We start from the raw sequence: 22,972 nt of genomic DNA on the forward strand, positions 1-22,972 counted from the left end.
CAGACCGCCAACTAGCGGGCGGCGTAGACGGTGAACGAAATGGTCGTGACGCAGGGGCTGATGGGGATGCTGCTGCCGAGGGCGAGCAGGATGCCGCCCTCGATCGAGACCACGGCGAAGACCACGCTGAGCAGCGGAAGGAGCACCGGGGAGGCGGTGATGCGTGCGGCGGCGGCTGCCGGGGTCACGACGAGGTCAGGACCAGCTGTGCGCCGACGACCTGCACCGGGAGGGCGACCGCGAGGCCGAGCAGATCATGAAGGCGAGTGACAGGCGCCGCACCGGCACGCCTCGGTCCTCGGCGACGTCGGGGTCGGCGCTCGCGAAGGTCAGCGGCCGCCACATGACCGCCAGGGCGAGGAGTACGACGGCGGACGTGCCGAGCAGCCACGTCGTCTGTGGGGTGTCGACGGCGACGATCTGCCCGGCGAGGAGGCCGTACGTCGACTGACGCGAGTGATTGGTGCGGCGGCTGTGGCGGCCTGCGGGGCCGGTGTCACCGCTGTCCACGTCAGAGGGCGGACGGCGATATCAGCGGCTCGTGTCGGCGTCACCTTCGTCGTTCGGAGGGTCTCCCTGTCTCCTGCCGCCCGGAGGGGAGCCGTCCCCGTGCTCTTCCAGCAGTTCGAGGAGCGCGGCATCCGCTCTCCTCTGATCTTCCCTCGTCAGCTCGACCGGTGCGTTGTTGTAAACGGTGTAGTGGTCTGGATCGATGATGTTGGCGGCCCTCAAGATGAACGTCAGCAGGGGGCGCCAGCCCTTACGGTGGCCGACCCGCACCTGTATCTGGGCCTTGTAGTCACGGGCCTCCGGGAGGAATCCGGAAAACGGTGCCTCGAACTCGAGGAAGAGCTGTTGCGCTTCTCTGCCGGGCACGACGAACCCCGCCGGCAGCTTCGCCTCCTCGTCCGGCCCCGGTTGGAGCCGGGACGGGGAGGACACCCACAGGAGCGGCAGATGAGAGGCGGGCTCATCGGGGAAGGTCAGGATGAGGTCCTGCACGACGATCGGTTTGGGACCGGTGTTGTGCAGGACGAGCGGCAGTCGTAGGCGTGCCGTGGAACCGTGGACGATGGCCGCGAAGGAATGAGGTTCCCACGCCTGCAGGCGTCCCTGCCGGGCGTTGAGCCACCAGAACGACGCGACGGTGAAGACCAGTGCGCAGACTGACACCACACTGGCGCCGGTAAGCGATGAGGACGCGATCTGATCCGCCGCGACCGTCAGCGGAACCACAGAGTCAGTCTGCCAGCCCCGCCGTGGGCTCGCTAACAGGACGAGTGGCCGCCGACAGTCCCCCGAACGGGTCAGAGGTCAGCGAGGAGTACGAGATACCAGGCGACCAGGGCCGCGCATGTCACCGCGGGGAGGAGCTTGGTCAGCCCGTCGCCCTTGCGTACGTGCGTGGTCACGGCACCGGCGAGCAGCATCAGCAGTCCCAGGCCGGCCAGGCCGCCGCACAGCGGTACTACCAGGCCGAGGGCCACGCCGATGGCGCCCGCAAGCTCCAGCCCGCCGATGACCCGGTAGGCCGCGGTGGTGAAGCCGGCGTGGGCGGCCAGCTCGGGCATCGGACCCAGGGCCAGGATCTTGGCCGCGCCCAGCAGGGCGAAGATCAACGCGATGAGACAGGTCAGCGGGGCGAAGAGGATCACGAGACGCCTTCGGGGCTGTTCGGGCGGCGGGTCTCGCGGCGTTCGGCTCCCAGGCCGGCGAAGTAGGCGATCAGGTCGGGGTTGTCGACCGCGGAGGGATTGACGACCTGCTCGGCGGGGGCACCCTGGAGGAGGCGCTTGACCGGGACCTCGAGCTTCTTGCCGGTCTTCGTGTGCGGGATGGCCGGCACGGCGAGGATCTCGTCGGGGACGTGGCGGGGTGAGGCGCCGGTGCGGAGCGCGTCGCGGATCTTCTCGCCCAGGGACTCGTCCAGAGCGACCCCGTCGGCGAGGACCACGAAGAGCGGCATCCAGTAGCCGCCGTCGGGTTCCTCCGCACCGATGACGAGGGCCTCGGCGATCTCGGGGAGGCGTTCGACGATGTCGTGGATGTCGGCGCTGCCCAGGCGTACGCCGTTGCGGTTGAGGGTGGCGTCGGAGCGGCCGTGCACGATCACCGAGCCGTGGGAGGTGAGGGTGATCCAGTCGCCGTGCCGCCACACGCCCGGGTAGGCGCCGAAGTAGGCGTCGCGGTAGCGGCTGCCGTCGGGGTCGTTCCAGAAGTACAGCGGCATGGACGGCATGGGCCGGGTGACGACCAGTTCGCCGACCTGGTCGACGACCGGCCGTCCCGCACCGTCGTACGCCGCGAGCGCCACGCCGAGGTTGGGAGCCGACAGTTCACCCGCCCACACCGGGGTGGTGGGGGCGCTGCCGGCGAAGCCGGAGACGACGTCCGTGCCGCCGCTGGTGGAGGCCAGCTGGACGCCTGCGCCGACGTGGTCGCGGACCCAGGGATAGGCGGAGGCGGGCAGGGCGGAGCCGGTGCAGCCGATGACGCGGATCGCCGACAGGTCGTGCACGGCGGGGTCGACGCCGAGCTTGGCCATGGCCAGCAGGTACTGGGGACTGGTGCCGAAGACGGTGACCTTGTGGCGGGCCGCCAGCTCCCACAGGACGTCCGGGCGCGCCACCGGCGCGGGGCTGCCGTCGTAGGTGCAGGTGGCGGCACCGGTCAGCAGGGTGGAGACGACCAGGTTCCACATCATCCAGTGGGTGCTGGTGTACCACAGCAAGCGGTCACCGACGCCCAGGTCACAGTGCAGGCCGAGGGTCTTGAGGTGCTCCAGCAGGACGCCTCCGTGACCGTGGACGATGCCCTTGGGCAGCCCGGTGGTGCCGGAGGAGAAGACGATCCACAGCGGGTGGTCGAACGGCACCGGGGCGATGGCGAGGTACTCGGCGCGGCCGGCCGCGTCCTCCCAGGGAACCGTCAGCCTCGCGGCCCGGGTCGCGGGCCACGCAAGGCCCAGGTGATCCACGAGGACCGTGGCCTTGAGCGTGGGAAGGGCGGCGGCGAGGTCGAGGGAGGCGGCACGGCGGTCGTGACGGGTGCCGTTGAAGAGGTAGCCGTCCGCAGTGATGAGCACCGTGGGTTCCAGCTGGCCGAAGCGGTCGGCTGCGGCCTTGGGCGCGTAGTCCTGGCCGCACACGGACCACACCGCGCCCAGGCTGGCGGTGGCGAGGAAGGCGATGACCGCGTGAGGGGTGTTGGGCAGGTAGCCGACCACCCGGTCGCCCTGGCCGACGCCCAGGTCGCGCAGCGTGGCGGCGACGGAGGCGACCTGGGCGCGCAGCTGACGGCCCGTGATCTCGTAGGCGGCCCCGGTCTCGTCCAGTGCGGTGATCGCGGGTGCGTCGGGGTGCAGGTTGCGCAGCGCGTGGTGGGCGTAGTTGAGGGTGGCGCCGGGGAACCAGCGTGCGCCGGGCATGGTCTCCTGGGCCAGCACCCGCTCGTACGGAGTGGTGGCGTCGATGTCGAAGTACTCCCACACCGCGGCCCAGAATCCTTCCAGGTCCGTGACGGACCAGTGGTGCAGGGCCTGGTAGTCGGTCGGGTCCGGAATCCCTTCGGCGCCCTGGTGTCGGGCGCCCCAGCGGGCGAAGTCCGCGATGCGGCTGCCGGCGGCCGCTTGGGGGTCGGGCGGCAGGAAGGGCTCCGGACAGGGCGTGGAGTGCGGGGTGGTCATGGTGTGGTGTTCCTCGTCAGGGTGCGGGCCGGGCTTCGGCGGGGCGGCGGGCCGTGTGCAGCAGGGGAGCCCAGGCGGCGGCGTCGGTGAAGTCGCCGGTGCCGGTGGGGACGGTGTCCATCACGACGCGGTCCGGGCGCAGCAGGACGGCATCCGCCCGGCCGCGTGCCAGCCAGGCGGCCAGCGTGCCGTCGTCGGCCAGGTCGCCGACATGGATCACGGATGCGCCCAGGGGCGTGGCCACGCCCGTCATCCGTGCCGTGGGCGGCAGGGCGGTCAGCACGGCGAAGGAGTCTCCGAGGATGTCGTCGAGGCGCTGTCGCCTGCCGTCGACGATCACCCAGGGTTGCGGGCAGAAGGTGCCGGCCAGTGAGCGGCCGGTCAGCCGGGGGCGGCGTCGTACCAGCGGATTGGCGGTCAGTGCGGGACTGAGGTCGCGGCTCACCGCCGCGGTCACACCGGGGATGCGGCAGGCCGCGCCCACCACGGCCCGGCGGATGGCCGCACCGCGGTCCTGTCCGCCGGTCATGGCCCAGCCGACGGCGACCGCGACACGGATCACGTGGCGGGCGTGCGGCTTGCGCTCCTGCTGGTAGGTGTCCAGCAGTCGGTCGCCCGCGCCCTGCTGAAGGACGCGGGCGAGTTTCCAGGTGAGGTTGCGGGCGTCGCGCAGGCCCGCGCACAGGCCCTGCCCGATGAAGGGCGGGGTGAGGTGGGCCGCGTCGCCCAGCAGGAAGACGCGTCCACGGCGCCACCGGTCGGCGAGGCGGGCCCGGAAGGTGTACCGCGCCTGCCGGATCACCTCGAAGCCGCCGCCCCCGCCCCCGTGGGCAGCGGACGGCAGGTCGACCCAGGGGGCGACCAGCTCGCGCAACTGCTCCAGCCCTTCCGGGCCGTCCAAGGACTCACCCTCGGCCAGCCGGAACTCCCAGCGGTAGCGGTCCTCGCCGACTCGCATGAAGGTGGCCGGGCGAGTGGGACAGCAGATCTGCTCGGCGCCTTCCCAGGTGCGCACCGGGAGACTGGTGCGCACGTCGATGACCCGCCAGCTCTCCTCGAAATGCAGGTCCTCCCACACGGCCCCGATGGCGTCGCGGGTGATGCTGCCCGCGCCGTCGCAGCCGAGGACGGCGTCGGCCCACACGTGCTCGTCCTCGTCGCTGCCGTCGCGGCGGAAGGTGACCCGGACCGGAGCCGTTCCGTCGGTGTCCTGGCTGACGGACACGACCTCCACCCCGCCCCGCAGCTCGCACTCGGGGCGACGGGCCAGGGCGTCGCGCAGCAGCCGTTCCAGCTCTGGCTGGTCGAACATGCTGGTCTGCGGGAAGCCGTGGTGGCCGTGCGGGGACCGTGGGAACTCGGCGATCACGCGGCGCCGGGCGTCCAGCAGCCGCAACCCGGGCGCCGGCCTGGCGAGGGTGGCGAACTCCGCGTGGACGCCGACGCTCTGCAGGATCCGGCGAACCTCGTCGTCCACGACGACGGCGCGCGGCAGGGGGTAGATGTCCCGGTGGCGTTCGAGGAGCAGGCTGGGCACTCCGTGCCGGGCGAGCAGGAGCGCGGCCGTGACTCCGACGGGTCCCGCGCCGATGATCACTACCGGTCTCCGGGATGCGGCGCTCACGTCGCGTCCGCCACAGCGGTCCGCTGCTCGCCCAGGTCGATCCGCCCGTCGGGGGTGGCGATCGTGGCGGTGACGAGGTCACCGTCGCGCAGGTACAGGGGGTTCTTGGCCTGGCCGTTGAAGAACGCCTTCCATTTCAGCGCGGGCGGAAGCAGCGCGGCGATCTTCTCGACCGGCTTGGGCGGGGCCTTCAGGGCCGTGCCGCCGGGCGTACCGGTCAGCAGCAGGTCGCCCGGGGCGAGGGTCTGGAAGCGGGCGAGCAGGGTGAGCGCCTGCGCGGGCCGCACGATCATGTCGGCCAGGGTGCGGTCCTGACGCGTTACTCCGTTCACCGACAGCCGCAGTCGCAGGTCGATCAGACGGTCGAAGTCCTCCGGCTCCAGCAGGGCAAGGTACGGGCCTGTGGGGGTGAAGGTCGGGTAGGACTTGCTCTCGTAGAACTGGGTCTTGGTCAGCTGGACGTCGCGGGCGCTGACGTCGTTGGTGAGGACGAGCCCGGCGACGTACGAAGGAAGGTCCTGCTCCTCCACAACTGTGCCCACCGGGAGCGTCGCGCCCATGACGAGGCCGAGCTCGACTTCGTAGTCGAGGAAGTTCACGTGCGTGGGGCGGACGATCGTGTCGTGCGGGCCGCTGACCGAGCCGGACGCCTTGCGGAAGAAGGTGGGCGGTATGTCGCCCGTGAAGCCCGAGTCCTTGGCGTGGCTGCGGTAGTTGACCATCTGGGCGACCACGCGGCAGGGGGTGGTGACCGGAGGCAGGGCCACCAGGTCGGCGACGGGCGTGCCGTTCTCGCCGGAGGCGGCGGCCTCCTGCACGGCGGCCCGGTCGGCGAGCAGTTCGGCGGTGGTGACCGCCTTGGTCTCGATGCGGACGGCGCGCTCGTCCCGGACGGCCCACCAGCCGTCGGGGGTGCGCAGAACGTTGGTGCTCATGAGCTCATCGCTTTCATCAGGCCCAGCAGGCGTGCGGGGTCGAGTTCGTTGTCGCCGCGCAGGGCCGTCAGGACCTCGCGGAGCTTGGCGGGGGAGGGGTTGGCGCCCAGGAAGTCACGGGTGACCGGTGGTCCCCACTGCGCGAGGCCGCTCGCCGACATCGGTGCCCATCCGGGTTCGAGCTCGCAGGAGAACAGGTCGCCGTCGGCGAAGTGCTCCAGCATGAAGCGGTCGGGATCCCGCCAGTAGTCGAAGAGCTGGCTGCCCTGGATGTGTCGGCCGATCCCCCAGCTGCGCCGGTAGCCCCGCTCGGCCAGGTACTCCCCGCCGGCGGCGATCGCGTCGAGGTCGGTGACCTGGTAGGCGGAGTGGACGTAGCCGGTGCCCGGCCCGAGGTGCAGGGCGAGGGTGTGGTGGTCCACGGGCGTGCTGCCCTGGTCGCAGCGGATGAACGCCATGGTCGGCCCGCGCTGGCGCTGCCCGTCCAGGAACAGGAAGTCGGACACGATCATGCCAAGGGTGTCCAGGTACCAGTCCAGGGTGCGGGTGAACGTCCTCGTCTCCAGCACAACGTGGCCGAGGCGCTGGATGCGGGACGGTTCGCGGGGCGGGCGCTGGGTGGTGTTCGTACGACGGCCTTCGATGCCGGTGTTGAGGATCAGCGGCTGCTGCCCGGGCAGCGCGGGCAGCGGTTCGGCGCAGTGCACCACCCGGACCGGGAGGCCGGAGGGATCGAGCAGGGCGACCGCCTGTCCGCCGCCGGGGACGTCGATGTCCCGGACGTCATTGCCGGTCGCGCGGGCCAGCCGATCCAGATCGGCCCGTTCAGCCGCGCGGAACGCCGGCCCGAGGAAGCGGGACGCCTGCCCACGCCGGATGACCATGCACGGGGAGCCCGCGAACGTGCCGCGCAGCCACAGTTCCCGCTCGGTACGGGCGACGATAGCGAAGCCGAAGTCACGGGCGAACACCTCGGCGCGGTCCAGGTCCGGCTTCTCGAACTCCAGCCAGGCCAGGTCCGCCACTTTGATCACCGGATTCCGGGCTCGTCCGGGGTGTTCACCGCGTAGGGCGCCCTGCTCACTGTGGAGGTCCTGGTGGGGCGTCAGAGGACCGCCCTTGTCAACGGGGATGTGGGACATGGTGTCCTCCAAGCAACACTGCCGTAATGAGGAAATCATCAACTCTGCCGTTTCTCTCCGTCAATAGGTGTAGCCCAAATAATTGAGGATCTCATCAGTAATGGCAGGGTCATCGTTACGGCGGTTACACTGGGCGGTATGCCGACGTCAGCCCTGCCCAAGAACCGCTTCGAGCGACGCCGTGCCGAGACCCGCCAGGCGCTCGTCCGCGCGGCCCGGCAGATCCTCGCGGAGACCGGGGACACCAGCGCAAGCATCCAGGCCATCGCCGAGCGCGCCGATGTCGGCTTCGGGTCCTTCTACAACCACTTCGAGTCGAAGACGGAGCTGTTCGACGCGGCGGTGACGGACGCCCTGGAGGAGTTCGGGCAGGTCATCGACGAGCGCGTGGAAGGCATCGACGACCCCGCCGAGCTGGTCGCGGCCGGCTTCCGGCTCACCGCCCGGATGGCCGACTCCCACCCGGAACTCATGCGAATCCTGCGCGACCGCGGCCTGTCCCACATCCACTCCGACAGCGGCCTCGCCCCACGCGCCCTGCGCGACCTGGAGATCGGCATCGCCTCAGGCCGTTTCACCTGCGGCAACGCGACCACCGCCCTGTCCGCCCTGGGCGGCACCCTGCTGTCCCTGGTGGCTCTCCGGCTGGACCGCCCGGACCTCGACGGCGACCAGGCTGCCTCCGACCTGGCCGAGATGGTCCTGCGCATGCTCGGCCTCGCTGCGGACGACGCCCACGAGGTCACCCGTCGCCCGCTGCCCGATCTCGCCCGATGACCTCCCGCACCTGAAGCGCGGCCCTCTGTGGTGCTACGCCGGCGGCGACGAGGAACGCGGTTGCCGCGGCCTCACCGTCAGGGTCCGCCCACGGGCATGCGGCGTTCTCCTCGGCGAGGGCCAGCATGAGTGCCTCCAGCGCTTGGGCGAGGACAGGTGCGGGAAGGTGGTCGGCGAAGACGCCTTCGCGCTGACCGCGCCGTAGGGTCGCGACGGCTTCTGCGCGGGCCGGTGCCAGAGTGGTGCGGATCTCGTCCTCTCCCAGGTGGCGCCGTCCCAAGGCGATGAGCATGCGGTAGTGGTCGCCCACCGTCCATGCCGCCAGCACCATCCGTGTCAACGCCTCGACCGGGTCGACATCCGCGGTACGGGCTCTGGCGAACGCCTGCCGGAGTTCATGGCCTGCTTCCTGCGTCAGGTCGGCGATCAGCGCATGCCGGCTGGGGAAGTGTCCGTAGAGGGTGCGCCGGGCGACGCCGGCTGCCTGAGCGATGCTGTCGAGACTCGTGTCGGGGTCGTTCCGCAGTTTCTGCCGGGCGGTCGCGAGGATGCGTCGGCGGTTGGAGTGAGCATCCTTGCGCTGCACAGTACGGCCCGGGGCGTCGGTCGTCTGCATGGTTCTTTCTCCCTCCACGGTTGCCGGAAAGCCGTGGGCGCCGGTGCTCCCTCACGCACCGGCGCCCACTCACCCCTGCCCAGGGTGGCTTGTCGTCCTGCTGACGGGCGTCAGGGGACGAGGATGAGGCGGATCGGGTCGCCGATCTTGTTCTCCAGTCGGTGGACGGCGTCGGCGGCCTCGATGAGCGGGATGTGGTCGGTGATGGAGGGGGCCAGGTCGAGGCGGCCGGCCGCGGTCAGCCGCACCAGCTCGGAGACGGACTCGGGGAAGCCGCCGTAGTGGCCGCGCACCTGCTTCTGCAGGTAGTTGAAGGTCAGGCCCTCGGTGATGGTCAGCGGCCGGGGTGTGATGCCGACCAGGATGAGGGAGCCGCCCAGGCCGAGCACGGAGGCGGCCTGGTCGCGGACGGCGGGTACGCCGGCGCAGTCGAAGGCGAAGTCCAGGCCGCGTCCGCCGGTGGCTGCGCGGACCTGGTCGGTGAAGTCGGGGGCTGCCGGGTCGAGCGCGAGGTCCGCGCCGAAGGCCAGGGCGCGCTCGCGGGCGCTGGGCAGCGGGTCGACGGCGATGATCGGGGCGGCGCCGACCAGGCGGGCGAGGCGTACGTTGTGCGCGCCGACTCCGCCCACGCCCCAGACGCCGACGGACTGGGCGGCACGGACGCCCGCGGTGGCGACGACGGCGGCGTAGGGGGTGGAGACCGCGTCGGGGATGATCGCGGCCTGGTCGAAGGGGAGGCTGTCGGGGATGGGGATGAGGGTGTCCTCCCGGGCGACGACGTACTCGGCCCAGCCGCCGTCGTAGTCGATGCCGGCGGTGAGCATCTGGGTGCAGGGGCGGTGGCGCACGCACCCGGCGCATGTGCCGCAGGTCTTGCCGGCCTCCAGTGTGACGCGGGTGCCGACGGGCAGGCCGCGCTTGAGGCCGGGGCCGAGCGTGTGGATCACCCCGGAGACCTCGTGGCCGACGGTGATGGTGTCGGAGGTGGCGAACAGTGGGACGAGGGAACCGTCGAGCAGGTGGACGTCGGAGAGGCAGACGCCGGCGGCCTTGACCTCGATGAGGACCTCGCCCGGGCCCGGCACGGGGATCGGGACCTCTTCCACGGCGAACTTCCTGCTGTCCAGGTGGAAGCGTCCGGCGAGCATGGTGTCCATGGTGATCTGCTTTCTGTGAGCGGCACGGCCCGGTGGTTCGGGCCATGGGTGCCATGGGGTGTCTGAACGGCTGATGGGGCCGGGAGGCGTGCGGGGGAGGCAGGACGTCCGCACGCCTCCTGGCGGCTGGGGGTCGGCGCGCCTTGACGGCGTGCGACGGTCAGGCGAAGACGTCCTGCTGGTAGCGCTCGTCCGCCTCCAGCTGGGCGAGCCACTGCTGGGCGGTCTCGTCGTCGCTGCCGGTCTTCTGGCGGTGGATGGCGGCGAGGGCCTCGCGGACGGCGGGGGCCATGCGGCGGCCGTCACCGCAGACGTAGATGTACGCGCCGTCCTCGATGGCCTGCCACACCGTGTCGGCGGCATGGGCGATGGCGTTCTGCACGAACCGGGCCGGGTGGCCGGTCACCGCGGAGAAGGCGGTGTGGATCTGCGCGATCCCGGCCTGCTCCCAGTCCTCCATCTCCTGCTTGTAGAAGTAGTCGTGCTCCGGGTGGCGGCAGCCGACGAACACCTGGGACACGCCCACCTGGGTGCCGTTCGCGTGCTGTGTCGCCCGCTCCTCCAGGAAGCCGCGCAGCGGCGCGATGCCGGTGCCGGGGCCGATCAGGATCAGTGGCGTGGCGGGGTCGGCGGGCGGGGCGAACGTCGGGGAGGGCACGCGGACGTAGCCGTACACGACGTCACCGGGCTCGAGGCCCGCGATGTAGGAGGAGCAGGTGCCGCGGTACTGGCCGTCGCCGGACAGGGCCGGGCCCTCCAGCAGGCCAACGGTCAGGCGGACATGGCGCGGGTTGGCCGACGGGGCGGAGGAGATGGAGTAGAAGCGCGGGCGGATCGGGCCCATCATCTCCAGGAAGACCGCCAGCGGCAGCTCGACCGCCTCGAAGCGCTCCAGCAGGCCCAGCACCGAGATGCGCTTGCCGAGGATCTCCTTCTGGTAGCGCTCCTCGGCTTCCTGGGTGTCGGCGGTGTACGCCTGGAGCTGCGGCCGGGTCCACGGGCACTCGGTGTACTCGGCGAGCGTCTGGATCTGGGACCGGCTGGCCACGTCCTGCAGCTCCAGGAACTCGGTGAGCAGGATGCCGGCGGTGACCGGGGTGCCGACCGGCAGGTGGGTGCGGCCACCGGCCGGCTGGTCGAGCCGGAGCACCTGGTCGTAGTCGACGCCGAGCCGCCTCAGGGCGCGCTCCACCAGGGCGAGTTCGTTCTTGGCGAAGACGGCCAGGTGGTTGCCGGTGTCGTAGGTGACGCCCTCGGGCAGCTCGAAGGTGATGGACTTCGCGGACGGGCGCGGGGGCTCGATGCTGAAGTCCCACAGGCCGGTCGCGTCGGCCACGAGTTCGTCGTTGGTCACCACGGCGAGCGGGTACGCCTGCTCGGAGACGATGGCGGGGCGCACGTCGGACTCGGTGAGCAGCTGGACCTCGTAGCGGGGGCCGCTCGCCTGGGAGGTGTCGGCGGCGTACTCCTCGGCCAGGGTGGCCCACAGGTTGTCCATCCACCGCGTGGCCATGCCGTCGAAGTCACCGGCGGCGTCCGCGATGCCCCGTTCGACGACCGGGGTGGCGCCGGCGGCCAGGAGACCTTCCTCGATCCGCTTGGGGAATGCCTGGTAGGTGGCCACCCACTGGGTGTTGCCGGCGCCCAGCAGCGCGAACCGCACGTTCGCCAGCGAGCCCTCGGGCAGCCCGGCGGCGAGCAGGTCGTCGAAGCGCTGGGCGTTGTCGGGAGCCTTGCCGTTGTAGCTCGCGGCGACGACGGCGAGCAGGCCCTCGGAGGGCAGGTTGTCACCCAGCTCGTCCAGGCTGACGAGGGTGGTGCCGAAGCCGGAGCGCTCGCCGCGGTCGGCGATGGTGCGGGCCAGGTCCTCGCAGGAGCCGAGGCTGGAGCCGTAGGCGACGGTCAGGTTCACACCGACACCGCTGACCGCTGCCTGCGCCTGCGTGTCGCCGGTCTGCAGGTCCGCGGCGCCGAAGACGGTCCGCTGGTGGTCCTGACGCTTACGGACGACCAACTGGAAGTCGCCGGGCTTGCGCGTCAGCGCCTCGCGGACGTCCATCTTGTAGTCGGTGGTGTCGGAGAACCTGAACTTCTGCAGCACGAGCGCAAGCGCCAGGCGGGCCTCGGTGAGCGCGAACTGCCGGCCGATGCAGGCACGCACACCGTTACCGAACGGCTTGTAGGCGTGCGGGTGCTGCTGGGCGCGGTTCTCCGGCAGCCACCGGTCGATGTCGAACTCCTCCGGCCGGTCCCACGCCTTGGGGTGGGAGTGCAGCGCGCCCATGAGGATGTTGGCCCTGGTTCCCTTCTTCAGCTCGTACCGGTCGCCGATGACGGTGTCGTCGATGGGCGCCTTGGCGATCAGCGGGATCGGAGCCCACAGGCGCAGGGTCTCCTCCAGGATCCGCGGGATCACGTCCAGCTGCATGATCGTGTCGTAGTCCGGGACCGTGTCACCGGGCAGCAGGCGGTCCACCTCGGCGTACGCCTGCGCCAGCACGTGCGGGTTGCGCATCAGCGAGTACGTGGCGAACGACAGCAGACCACTGGTGGTCTCGTGACCGGCGATCAGGAAGGTCACCACCTGGTCGCGGACGTTGTCGTCGGCCAGCAGCTTGCCGCTCTCAGGGTCGGTGGCCTGAAGCATCAGGCCGAGCAGGTCCTCCTCGCCGGTGCCCTTCCCCTCGCGGCGCTCCTTGATCACGCTCTCGACCAGGTCGCGCATCAGCTGGATGTTCTGGCGGTACTTCCTGTCGTCCGCCTTGCGGAGCTTGGTCATCATCGGCAGCTCCTGGGAGCGCCGCATCGACTCGATCAGCGCTTCCAGCAGCGCGTTGAGGAAGGGGTGCAGTTCCTCCTTGTCGAAGGACTTGAACCGGTAGCCGAAGCCGGACAGGGCGATGGTGTCCAGGGTGAGCCGGGTGTAGTCGTCGGTGATGTTGACCGGCTGACCCTCCCGGCTCTCCCACTTGCCGACGAGGTTCTGGGCGATCTCCAGCATCTGCCCGAAGTAGGTCTTCATGGCCCGCTGGCTGAAGGCCGGCAGCAGGATCCGGTGGGCCATGGCCCATTCCTCTTCGTGCTGGTGGGCCGTGAACAGGCCCGCCCCCGTGTAGTCCCGCACATGGCTCAGCGGCGTCTTGTCGATCTGCTTGAAGAACCGCGTCTCGTCGCAGACCTCGGCCACCAGGTCCGGGTCGTAGACGAAGACCTGCTCGATGCCGGCGATGTCCATGCCGTAGATGCCCTCGGGGAACTGCTTGGACAGCTCACCGAAGTACTCCACCGGATTGGTGTCGGGGATCTGCGGCGTGTTGCCGAGGAGGGGGATCCCGCGCGGGGACCGGATGGGGCGGAGGTCGTTCGCGGAGTGCGTGGTCATGTCTTGCTCCTCTGCGGAGGGGGTGGAGGGGGTGGGCAAGGGCGCGCTACGTGGGTGTATGCCATGGCGCCGTACGGAAACATACGCCGTATGGAATTAGTACCGTACGACGTATGGAAACGCGAAGCAAGCCCGGCCGCCCGGGTGAGCGCTGTGATTCAGGTCATTTCCATACGGCGTACGAAACTGATACCGTACGAGGTATGGAAAAGAAGGTGAGACGCCCCCCGCGGGGAACGAGGAAGAGGGACGTGCCTCTGACCGAGGCCGGGATCTACGCCGCCGCCCTGCGGCTCATCGACGAGGACGGGGTCGAGGCGCTCACCATGCGCAAACTCGCCACCGCGCTCGACGCGAACCCGATGTCGCTGTACCACCACGTGCCGAACAAGGAAGCGGTGCTGCGCGGGGTGACGAGAATGGTCGGCGCCCAGTTCCGCACCGTGATGCTGGAGGACGCTCCCTGGCAGGAGCGCATCCGCCTGCTCGCAACTGACTTCCGGACCCTGGCGCACCGTCACCCCGAACTGATGGCCTACTCGTTCAGCCACCAGCCCGACTTCATCCAGCCCGACGACCCGTTCTGGACCGCGCTCACCGCGATCGTGGAGGCTGCCGGGGTTCCGCAGTCAGAGGTCTCGGAGATCGCGGCGCTGATGGCCGCCGTCGTCATCGGTGTCCTCGCCGCCGAACTCAGCGGCTCGCTCCGCCAGTGGTCGACCCTCAAGCCCCCCGGCATTGGCGATGGTGAAGACGGTGACGGGGGAGCAGACCCTGACTCTGTGGACGTAGCTCCTGAAGGCCCTGACCAGGACCACATGTTCCGCCTCGTGATGGACACGCTGATCACGGGTTTGGAAGGCCGGCTCACCGGCGATCGTGACGGCCGGGACGCCAGCCTTTGAGTCACACCTTCTGAGGCGCTGCGCCCCAGGCGCCGGCCCCTGAGCCGCGCCCGCAGTCGGGCGATCTCAGGCTGCGACATGCGGGAGCCACCCCCGCCATATCGGGGAACACGCCCGGCGGGGTGGTTCCGCAGCCTCTGCACGGCAGCCGTGTGACGCTGACCCGTGAAATGACCATGGTCGTCGGCTTGTTCCCGATCTCCTTCCCGAAGCGGGAGATCTGGCCTCCCGAAGCGGGAGATCGCCGGCCTCGTCGAGCTGCATGCCAAGCTGGACCTGAACAGCGGATACGTGACGCAGGTACTGCCCCGGCTGGTGCTCGTCGGCATCGGGCTGGGCACGGCCATCGCGCCCGCCATGAGCCTGGCGACCTCCGGCGTGGCGGCAACCGATGCGGGCGTCGCCTCGGCCGCTGTCAACACCCTGCAGCAGGTGGGCGGTTGCATCGGCATCGCCCTGCTCAGCACGATGGCATCCGGCGCCGCCACCGGCTACCTCTCCGGCCGCGATCCCAAGGACACCGACGTCCTGGCCCAGGCCGGTCACGCGGGCTACTCCACGGCCTACTGGTGGTCGGCGGCCGTCTTCGTCACCGGCCTGATCGTCACCGCCCTCCTCTGCCGCCCGGGTGTGCCCCGGCAGAACGAGAACGCCGCACCTGCCGTGCACATGTAGCGGACCAAGGGTCCACCGCGCACCGCCGGGCCGGACACACGTGCCACCCGTCGGCATTCAGCCCGGCGGAGCACGCGGGCCACGGCACGGCCTGGACCAGTGCCCCCGCCGACGCGCTGGTGATCAGTGGTAATGGCAGCCGAAGTCGTCCCGGTCACCGTGGTTCCGGTCGTGGTGGTCCCAGCCCCGGCCGTCGCTCTCGTAGCGGTTCCAGTCGAGCCGGTAGGACCTGTCGGACTTCCACCCGCGCCGCTCATCGTCCCAGCGGTAGCAGCGACCGTCGCGGCTGTGCCAGAGGGAGCCGGCGACATGGTCGTCGTGGTGCCAGCCACGCTTTCCGTCCCAGCAGTAGCCCTGCTCGATGAGGTAACCCACGCCGTGGTCCCAGCGGTGGTCGGCGGCGTTGACGCCGACGGCCGACCGCTGGACATGTACAGAGGCGGGAGCCGCAGCCGAAGCGGTGCCCCCGACACCGACAACGGCGACACCCGCGACCGCCACGGAGGAAACGGCGACAGCGATCCGCTTCGTGAGCTTCTTCATGATCTTTCCTTCCGGTCGGTGCGATCTGCACCAACGGCTGCTTTTGCAGGCGATGTGAGGCGCCTGGCGTTGTGGGGCGTTGTCGGTCGAGCAGTTCCATACGCTGTATGGAATCGCCCGGCCAGGATAACCATACGACGTATGGAAATGGGGAGTCGTGACAGTGACTCGGGTCACCCGGACCACCTGGTCGAAGGAGACGCACCTGAACGCCCTTCAGTGACTGGGGCGTCGTTGCCAGGAGTTCATCCCCTTCCCCCTCGCCCTGCCGGCCCGAATACCAGCTCTCGATCACAAGGCATGCAGGGACTCAGGTCTGGCCCCATGCTGGAGAGGAGGGGGGTGTGACAGCGGAGGAAGAAGTGGTGGAGATGCGGACCGTTGTCGACCTCACACGCTGCCAGGGCTATGCGCAGTGCGTGTTCCTCGCGCCGGAGGTGTTCGAGCTGCACGGCGAGGAGGGGCTGCTGTACGCCACGGCCGTGCCCGACGATCAGGTGGAGCGTGTGCGCCAGGCCGCGGCCGCGTGCCCGGTGCAGGCGATCCTCCTGGGCGAAGAGGTGAGCACCGGTGCCCGGTGACCTGAAAGACGGCCGCATCGTCATCGTCGGCGCCTCGCTGGCCGGGCTGAGAGCAGCCGAGGCGCTGCGCGATGAAGGATTCACGGGTTCACTGACGGTGGTGGGGGACGAGCCCCATGCGCCCTACGACCGGCCGCCGCTGTCCAAGCAGGTGCTGCTGGGACAGGCGACGGCGGACACCCTCGAGCTGCCGATGCGGCGGGACCCGGACGCCGAGTGGCGCCTCGGCGTGCGCGCCACCGGTGTGGACCTGCTGGCGAAACGGGTGTCGCTCGAAGGCGGTGAGTCCCTGCCCTACGACCGGCTGCTGATCGCCACCGGGACCCGCGCGCGGCCCTGGCCCAACCCGGAGGAAGGCGCCCTGGACGGCGTGTTCACCCTGCGCACGCGCGAGGACGGCGCGGGACTGGCCGAGCGGCTGGCCGCGAGACCGGAGCGAGTGCTGGTGATCGGTGGCGGCTTCACCGGCTCGGAGATCGCCTCGGCCTGCCGGGAACTGGGCCTTGAGGTGACCGTCGCCGAACGGGGTCCCGCACCCCTGGTGGGCGCGCTCGGCGGCACCCTGTCCAAGCTCGCCGCCGTCATGCAGCGCAACCACGGCGTGGACCTGCGCACCGGGGTGACGGTCACCGCCCTGAACGGCAACGGCAGCTTCACCGGCGCGCAGCTGTCCGACGGCAGCCGCGTCGAGGCGGACGTGTGCGTCGTGGCCCTGGGCGCGATCCGCAACGTGGAGTGGCTGGCGGAGTCCGGGCTGGCGGCGGGTCCGCGCGGCATCGCCTGCGACGCAGGCTGCCGGGCCTTCAACATGTATGGGATCGTCACCGACGACGTCTTCGTGGCCGGTGACGTCTCCCGCTTCCCCCACCCGCTGTTCGGCTATCAGATGCTGTCCCTGGAGCACTGGGGCAACGCGGTCGAGCAGGCCGAGGTGGCGGCCCACAACATGGTCAATCCCGGGCCGCTGCAGCGCCCGCACCTGGCCATCCCGGTCTTCTGGTCGACCCAGTTCGGGCTCAACATCAAGTCGGTGGGCGTGCCCACCTACTCCGACCACGTGGTCATCGCCCAGGGCTCCCTGGAGGCCCGCCGTCTGGCGATGGTCTACGGCTACCAGGGCAGGGTCACCGCAGCGGTCACCGTCGACATGGCCAAGGCGCTCGACTACTACCGGCACCTGATCGAGACCGCCGCTCCCTTCCCGCCGCCGCCCGGCGCGCAGGACCGTGCGATCGCGGCCGACGTCACGATCCCGTCCGCCGTACCGGACCCCTCCGTGCTGTCCCACGGCCCGACCGTCGCACTCACCGGTCACCTTCCCGACCGCCGGCTGACGGTGGTGTAGCCCCCATCCCGCCCCCTACGAGGAGCCGTCATGGACTCCGCGACCTTGCTGGCACGGATCACCGACTACGCCAGCCGTCCCAACCCCTACCCGTTGTACGGGGAACTCCGCGAGGCCGGTCCCGTAGTGCCGCAGGCCGACGGCAGCTACCTGATCGGCACCTACCACCACATCGCCGCTCTGCTCCACGACCCACGGATGAGTGCCGACCCCCGCACCCGCGGCGAGGCAACCCACAAGCCCCCGTTCCTGCGGCTCGACGACCCCGAACACCACAGGCTGCGCACCCTCGCCATGAGGCCCTTCGGACCCCCGCACAGCCCTGGCCGGGTCGACGGCATGCGCGGCGAGATCGACCGGATCACCAGGGAACTGCTGGAGCCGTTCGAGGCGGGCCGGCAGATCGACATCGTCGACGACTTCGCCTATCCGCTGCCCGTCACCGTGATCTGCCGCCTGCTCGGCGTGCCGCACGAGGACGAACCCCTCTTCCGGGCCTGGTCCGACGCGCTCGTCGCCGCCGCCGACGTCAGGCCCGGCGAGGACACCGCCGAGCCGGACAAGGCCGGCGACCAGGCGCGGATGGAGATGGGCGGCTACCTGTTGAACCTGGCGGAACAGCGCCGCGGCAAGCCGGGCGACGACATGCTCTCCGCCTTCGCCAACGAGCCGGACCCGGCCCTGCGGCTCACCGACGAGGAACTCGCGGAAACCGCCGTACTGCTCCTCATCGCCGGACACGAGACCACGGTCAACCTCATCACCAACGGCGCCCTCACCCTCCTGCGCCAGCCCGAGCAGCTGGACCGGCTGCGCCGGGAACCGGAGCTCCTCCCGCGAGCGGTGGAGGAGCTGCTGCGCTACGAGCCCCCCGTCCACATGCGCGAGCGCATCCCGCACGCCGACATCGACATCGCCGGCACCCCCGTCCCCGCAGGCGCGTCCGTCGTTCTGGTGCTGGCCTCGGGCAACCGCGACCCGATGCGGTTCCGCGATCCCGACCGGTTCGACCCCGCCCGCCCGGACAACCAGCACCTCGGCTTCGGCAGCGGCATCCACGCCTGCTATGGCGGACCCCTGGCCCGCGTCGAGGCGTACGCCGCGCTCGGCGCCTTGCTTCCCCATCTCGGCAGCGCCCGCCTGGTCGAAGACCCGCCCCCGTACCGGCAGAACGCGATGCTTCGCGGACCCCGCCATCTGCCCATCCACCTGTGAAGCCGAGAGGACACGGCGTCCTCGTCAGGCTACGGCGGGCTACGGCGGGGAGGGGGCGCCGTACGCTGTCGCGGATTTCGCACGCGGAGATGCCAAGCATGTGCGGGAGCTTCCCGTCCGTGCCGTCCCAGGCTTGCCTGCGCTGCAACTAGGCGCCGAGGATGATATCTGACTATTTAATCATCAGTGCGCAGAATGTCACATCCATACAGATGCCCCACGTGTGCCGCTCAACCGGACGACGCCGTTCACCACCGCTGCACACAGAGCCGCCGCGCCTCGTGCCGACGCTCTCTTCACCTCCGCACCGATGGGATGAACCGCGATGACGTACACCGACCAGACCGCCCTCGTCGAGCCGGTGAGTCACCGTGAGAAGCCGACTTCGCCCGCCTGCTGAGCGCCTGCGGCCCGCGGGCACGACGCGACCTGGTCGACGAAGACCTCGCCTCCATGCAGCAACTGCTGGGCGGTGCAACCGGCGGACCTGAGCAACAGGCGTGATCTGGTGCGTTGCCGTTCAGGTCGTCCCGATGGAGATGGCCCGCTCAGCGGCTGCGCGCAGGATCTCGACACTCTCGGCCAGGGCCTGATGCTCTGCCGGCGTCATGACAGGCTCGTGCATCTGCTGTACGTCGAGACGAGTAGGCGGCGACGGGCAGCACCGCCCGTTCTTCGCGCAGGACAGCCTCGACGAGGCGGGCGGAGACAGCGCCGATACCGTACTGGCTCGCGCCGGTGACCTCGATGATGGTGATGTTCGCGAAGCGAATATCGCGCTCGACCTCCTTGCGGATGTCCTCGACGGAGCACCCGCCTTGGCCCGGCAAGTCAACGACGGGGATGCCACCGACGGTCGCCGAGGACCACAACAGCACCTCGGAAGTGCCGCGGCGAACCAATTGCGGCGAGACTTCGCCGGTCGGAAACGCGGGTGCGTTGTAGGGGGCGGCCCGCACCGGGGCGCTTCCCCACCAAGCGTAGGACGGGAGTTCGATACTCGCCCCTGCGCTCGGTGAGCTGTGTATCAGCTGCCCGCACCTATGGCCAGGACCGAGGCCACGCCGCCCTCACTACCGCTCCGACGGAAGCAGCTCTCCCCAGCACACGCAACGACACCGACGCCTTTCCCAGACGCGATGTTGGCCTTCACTACCCATAACCGGGCAGTGAAGGCCAACAGGATTTGAACCTGCGACCTCTGGGTGAGCCTAGCGAGCTACCGAGCTGCTCCACCCCGCGTCGGTGATACCACTCGACACGGAACTTTCGGGCCAGCGGAGCGTCCGCCGCGGACGAGGTTCCCCGCCTGGGGGCCCCTCTGCCCCTGGGCGACGTCGAACGTGACCGACTCGCCCTCGACCAGCTCGTGGTACCCGTTTCCGGCGATGTTGGAGCTGGGCGAAGACGTCCGGTCCGCCAGCGTCCTGGATGATGTCGCTTACCGGCCTGCATCGCGAGGTTGTCCGCCGGGGACTCCGGATACAGATCCGCAGTGCCTACCCCCCAGCCTCGTGACCACGGACGCATCGGGCAGGTCGACGTACTGGTAGGCAGCCGCAGTCACGAGGCGTCTCCGTGATCGGCGGTGTCTGCGGCTCGTCCGGCTTCGTTGGCCTCCGGGCGAGGCGGTCGGTTGCTCTGGGCTGCCGTATTCAGAGGCGACCTGGCCGGAAGGTTCACCGGAGGGGCTGTGGTTGACCGGAATGTCCTGGGCCACGGTGCCGCGTTGCCGGCCGGTCTGGTAGGCGTCCGGTTCGGCGCAGCCCAGGGTCCAGCAGGTGTACGGGGAGCCGAAGGCGTCCGGGATCCGGCTGAAGTCCTCGCTGGCGCTCTGCAGCTCGGTGGTACAGGTCCCTGCGCAAGCCGGTGTGGCAGCCTCCGCCGTGGGCGTTCGGTGTTGTGTGGACACCGTTGTACGCGACGATCGCCTACGCCGGCGGACCGATAGGGGGTCACGGTTCAAGGAACGGCGACACTGGTCCGAGCCGCCGCCACGGCTGAGGTGCACACCGATCGCCGACGTCGCCAGGCTCAGTACGGCGGCTGCGCACCGGGCGATCCGGAAGTCGCGACGTGAGGTGGCATCGACGTGGGAGCCGACCACCGAGACGAGAACGGTGACGTCGATCGCGGCGGAGATCTGGCGGCCTGCCCGGGGACGTCGCACGATGCGCGGGAGCGGCGCGCAGGAGCCAGGCGCAGGCTGGACAGTGGAGGTGGGTTGCCGTGGCGCACAACGAAGCCATTTCGCCCGTCGAGGGTGCGGCAGTACTGGAAGCTCTGTTCCACCAATCCCCGGCCGGCCTGATGCTCCTGGACACGGAACTGCGTATCCTATGGATCAACGTCGACACGCCGGTCCTGGAATCGGGCACCCCTGAAGAGATCCTAGGCCGACGCTTCACCGACGTATATGACCTTTCCGCGCCCGGTGAGGTCGAGGCGATGCTGCACGGCGTGCTGGAGAGCGGCGCGCCCGCTCGGGGGCGGCGATTGGCGGTGCGTCCGAAGGGCGCGCCGGGGCCGGAGTACCGGTTCTCCGTCTCGGCATTTCGTCTTGAGGACGCGCAGGGCAGGATCCTCGGAGTGCTGACGGAGATACTCGGTGTCACCGAACGCGCAAAGGTACGCGCCCGTCTGCGCCTCCTCGGCTCGGTGCGTGACCGCGTGGGACAGACCCTCGACGTTGTGGCCACCTGCGAGGATTTGGTGCAGGCGGTGGTGCCGGACCTCGCCGACATCGCCGTGGTGGACGTGGTGGAGGCAGTGGCGCGTGGCGAGGAACCTCCGCCGAGTCCCCTCGGACGGGAGGTGCCGCTGCGCCGTGCCGCCTTCATCCGCAGTGGCGGCGAGGACCAGGTCCAGGCACATCCGGTGGGTGACGTGCGCGCTCTGCCGTTCCCGACGCCCTACGCCCAGACGCTGACCGACCTCAAGCCACGCCTCATCGCCCTGGGTCCCGAAACACCTTGGCTGGCGGCCGTCCCGCAGCGCGCCGAAGCGATCCGCGCCTCAGGCGCCCACAGCCTCATCACAGCACCCCTGACCCTGCGGGGAAAGGTGCTGGGACTGATGAGCCTGTACCGCACCGACCAGGGCGACGTCTACGACCAGGGCGATGTCACCCTCGCCGAAGCAGTGGCCGCTCACGCCGCACTGTGCATCGACAACGCCCGCCGTTACACCCGCGAACACACCATCGCCCTGACGATCCAGCGCCACCTGCTGCTTCCCGAGGTTGCGACGCAGACGACCGTTGAAACCGCGCACATACTGGTGCCCTCTGAAACCGGTGGAGGCAGCGGGTTCGTCACATTCGCCCTGTCCGGCGCCCGCACCGCACTGGTGGTGGGCGAAGTGGCCGGTCAAGGCATCCATGCGGCCACCACCATGGGACAGATAGGAACCGCCGCACACTCCCTGGCCGCGCTCGACCTGGAGCCCGACGAGCTCCTCGCCCGCCTCAACGACACCGCCATCAGCCTGGCGCAGGAACGCGCCGCTCTGCCGCCCGGCGACCCCATGCCGCTCATGGGAAGCTGCGCGTACGCGGTCTACGACCCGCTCGCCGGGACCTGCACTATCGCCCTGGCCGGCCACCCCCCACCCGTCATCGCCCATCCTGATGGGAGCACCCAGATCCCTGACCTACCGAGCGGACCTCTCCTGGGCAGGACCGAAGGGCCCCCCTTCGCTGCCACGACGGTCTCTCTCCCCGACGGCAGCGTCCTCGCCTTCTACACGCGATCCCTCCTGCACACCTCCCAGGCCCCGGAGACCCTCCAACGAGTGCTGGCCCACACTGACCGGCCCCTGCAGGATCTGTGCGACGACGTGCTCTACCGGCTACGGAACGACACCCGCCACGGCGACGTCATCCTCCTCCTCGCCCGCACCCACACATTCCCCGCGGACCAGGTCGCCGCTTGGCATCTCGACCCCCACCCCAAAGCCGTCGCCGCGGCGCGCGCCCACACCGAACACCAGCTCACCCATTGGGGAGTGGATGGGGAAACCGCCTACACCACCGAACTGATCGTCAGCGAGCTGGTCACCAACGCCATCCGCTACGGCACCCCGCCCCTGCGGTTGCGGCTCATCAAGGACCGCACGCTCACCTGCGAAGTCCATGACAGCAATGCCCTAGCGCCGCGGCTGCGCCACGCGAAAACCATCGACGAAGGCGGGCGCGGCCTGTTCATCATCGCCCGACTCGCGCAGAGCTGGGGTGTCCGGTACTCCCTTGACAGCAAGATCGTCTGGGCCGAGCAGGCTCTGCCGCCCGCAACCTCGCCCCATCCCCGACAGCGGTCATAGCGTTACCGCCCGGATCGTCCTCGGTCAGCCGTGCCGGCGAGAGCGCGGCGGTGCAGCCGCTCGGTGGCCT

At 70.1% G+C, this 22,972-nt stretch carries 18 protein-coding genes and 3 pseudogenes; 8 read left to right on the forward strand and 13 right to left on the reverse strand.

Translation table 11 applies throughout. From position 1 onward, the window contains the following. Positions 1-11: 11 nt before the first annotated feature. The 7 genes and pseudogenes from S1361_RS31680 to S1361_RS31710 all read right to left on the reverse strand — a co-directional run. Positions 12-441, reverse strand: a pseudogene (locus S1361_RS31680) (metal ABC transporter permease); the annotation flags it as partial. A 90-nt stretch (positions 442-531) separates the two neighbouring features. Further along, on the reverse strand, positions 532-1,236 hold the full coding sequence (locus S1361_RS31685) for a hypothetical protein (protein WP_208035309.1): 705 nt from the start codon (positions 1,234-1,236) through the stop codon (positions 532-534). A gap of 71 nt (positions 1,237-1,307) precedes the next feature. Then, on the reverse strand, positions 1,308-1,655 hold the full coding sequence (locus S1361_RS31690) for a DoxX family protein (RefSeq protein WP_208035310.1): 348 nt from the start codon (positions 1,653-1,655) through the stop codon (positions 1,308-1,310). Further along, a complete protein-coding gene (locus S1361_RS31695; protein WP_208035311.1) occupies positions 1,652-3,685 on the reverse strand; it encodes an acetoacetate--CoA ligase in 2,034 nt (677 codons plus the stop codon). Before S1361_RS31695 ends, S1361_RS31690 begins: the two co-directional genes overlap by 4 nt. Positions 3,686-3,701: 16 nt before the next feature. After that, complete coding sequence (gene mhpA, locus S1361_RS31700; RefSeq protein WP_208035312.1) at positions 3,702-5,309, reverse strand: bifunctional 3-(3-hydroxy-phenyl)propionate/3-hydroxycinnamic acid hydroxylase MhpA; 1,608 nt, start codon at positions 5,307-5,309, stop codon at positions 3,702-3,704. Beyond that, positions 5,306-6,244, reverse strand: a complete 939-nt coding sequence (locus S1361_RS31705) for a fumarylacetoacetate hydrolase family protein (RefSeq protein ID WP_208035313.1) — start codon at positions 6,242-6,244, stop codon at positions 5,306-5,308. Before S1361_RS31705 ends, mhpA begins: the two co-directional genes overlap by 4 nt. Next, positions 6,241-7,386, reverse strand: coding sequence for a VOC family protein (locus tag S1361_RS31710; RefSeq protein ID WP_208035314.1), 1,146 nt, complete (start codon positions 7,384-7,386; stop codon positions 6,241-6,243). Before S1361_RS31710 ends, S1361_RS31705 begins: the two co-directional genes overlap by 4 nt. 138 nt (positions 7,387-7,524) lie before the next feature. Here S1361_RS31710 and S1361_RS31715 point away from each other — a divergent pair, with 138 nt between their 5' ends. Further along, the gene (locus S1361_RS31715; RefSeq protein WP_208035315.1) at positions 7,525-8,163 is read left to right on the forward strand and encodes a TetR/AcrR family transcriptional regulator; all 639 of its coding nucleotides are present in this window, start codon (positions 7,525-7,527) and stop codon (positions 8,161-8,163) included. On the opposite strand, the gene S1361_RS31720 is transcribed toward S1361_RS31715, so the two are convergent. The 3 genes from S1361_RS31720 to S1361_RS31730 all read right to left on the reverse strand — a co-directional run bounded on the left by S1361_RS31720 (position 8,129) and on the right by S1361_RS31730 (position 13,318). Then, positions 8,129-8,779: a TetR/AcrR family transcriptional regulator gene (locus S1361_RS31720; protein ID WP_208035316.1), complete on the reverse strand. Its 651-nt coding sequence runs from the start codon at positions 8,777-8,779 to the stop codon at positions 8,129-8,131. The two genes, S1361_RS31715 and S1361_RS31720, sit on opposite strands and share 35 nt — an antisense overlap. Before the next feature lie 110 nt (positions 8,780-8,889). Then, a complete protein-coding gene (locus S1361_RS31725) occupies positions 8,890-9,936 on the reverse strand; it encodes a zinc-binding dehydrogenase (RefSeq protein WP_208035317.1) in 1,047 nt (348 codons plus the stop codon). Positions 9,937-10,096: 160 nt separating this feature from the next. Beyond that, a complete protein-coding gene (locus S1361_RS31730; RefSeq protein ID WP_208035318.1) occupies positions 10,097-13,318 on the reverse strand; it encodes a bifunctional cytochrome P450/NADPH--P450 reductase in 3,222 nt (1,073 codons plus the stop codon). A gap of 251 nt (positions 13,319-13,569) precedes the next feature. On the opposite strand from S1361_RS31730, the gene S1361_RS31735 reads away from it, so the two are divergent. Together S1361_RS31735 and S1361_RS31740 are read left to right on the forward strand one after the other, a co-directional pair. Further along, a complete protein-coding gene (locus S1361_RS31735) occupies positions 13,570-14,223 on the forward strand; it encodes a TetR/AcrR family transcriptional regulator (protein ID WP_243769370.1) in 654 nt (217 codons plus the stop codon). 291 nt (positions 14,224-14,514) lie between these two features. Further along, the gene (locus tag S1361_RS31740) at positions 14,515-14,898 is read left to right on the forward strand and encodes an MFS transporter (RefSeq protein WP_208035320.1); all 384 of its coding nucleotides are present in this window, start codon (positions 14,515-14,517) and stop codon (positions 14,896-14,898) included. 123 nt (positions 14,899-15,021) lie between these two features. On the opposite strand, the gene S1361_RS31745 is transcribed toward S1361_RS31740, so the two are convergent. After that, positions 15,022-15,441, reverse strand: a complete 420-nt coding sequence (locus S1361_RS31745) for a hypothetical protein (RefSeq protein ID WP_208035321.1) — start codon at positions 15,439-15,441, stop codon at positions 15,022-15,024. 371 nt (positions 15,442-15,812) lie between these two features. Between S1361_RS31745 and S1361_RS31750 the strand changes: the two genes are divergently transcribed. The 3 genes from S1361_RS31750 to S1361_RS31760 are packed head-to-tail and all read left to right on the forward strand — an operon-like array spanning position 15,813 to position 18,582. After that, positions 15,813-16,022 (forward strand): ferredoxin, encoded by a 210-nt coding sequence (locus S1361_RS31750; protein ID WP_030176846.1) that lies wholly within the window; start codon positions 15,813-15,815, stop codon positions 16,020-16,022. Next, positions 16,012-17,367: an NAD(P)/FAD-dependent oxidoreductase gene (locus S1361_RS31755; protein ID WP_208035322.1), complete on the forward strand. Its 1,356-nt coding sequence runs from the start codon at positions 16,012-16,014 to the stop codon at positions 17,365-17,367. Before S1361_RS31750 ends, S1361_RS31755 begins: the two co-directional genes overlap by 11 nt. Before the next feature lie 30 nt (positions 17,368-17,397). Then, positions 17,398-18,582, forward strand: coding sequence for a cytochrome P450 (locus tag S1361_RS31760; protein ID WP_208035323.1), 1,185 nt, complete (start codon positions 17,398-17,400; stop codon positions 18,580-18,582). A 548-nt stretch (positions 18,583-19,130) separates the two neighbouring features. On the opposite strand, the gene S1361_RS31765 is transcribed toward S1361_RS31760, so the two are convergent. Both S1361_RS31765 and S1361_RS39490 read right to left on the reverse strand, forming a co-directional pair. Continuing rightward, positions 19,131-19,541 carry a Rossmann-fold NAD(P)-binding domain-containing protein gene (locus tag S1361_RS31765; protein WP_208035324.1) on the reverse strand — a complete coding sequence of 137 codons (411 nt, stop codon included), beginning with the start codon at positions 19,539-19,541 and terminating at the stop codon, positions 19,131-19,133. A gap of 329 nt (positions 19,542-19,870) precedes the next feature. Continuing rightward, positions 19,871-20,018 (reverse strand): annotated as a pseudogene (locus tag S1361_RS39490) (cold-shock protein); the annotation flags it as partial. Between the two features lie 409 nt (positions 20,019-20,427). Between S1361_RS39490 and S1361_RS39495 the strand changes: the two are divergent. Beyond that, a pseudogene (locus S1361_RS39495) lies at positions 20,428-20,586 on the forward strand (TspO/MBR family protein); the annotation flags it as partial. Positions 20,587-20,811: 225 nt separating this feature from the next. After that, entirely contained in the window at positions 20,812-22,902 is a 2,091-nt protein-coding gene (locus S1361_RS31780) for a SpoIIE family protein phosphatase (RefSeq protein WP_243769372.1), read from the forward strand. Positions 22,903-22,972 lie beyond the last annotated feature (70 nt).

It is taken from the genome of Streptomyces cyanogenus, from assembly GCF_017526105.1.
Lineage (GTDB): Bacteria > Actinomycetota > Actinomycetes > Streptomycetales > Streptomycetaceae > Streptomyces > Streptomyces cyanogenus.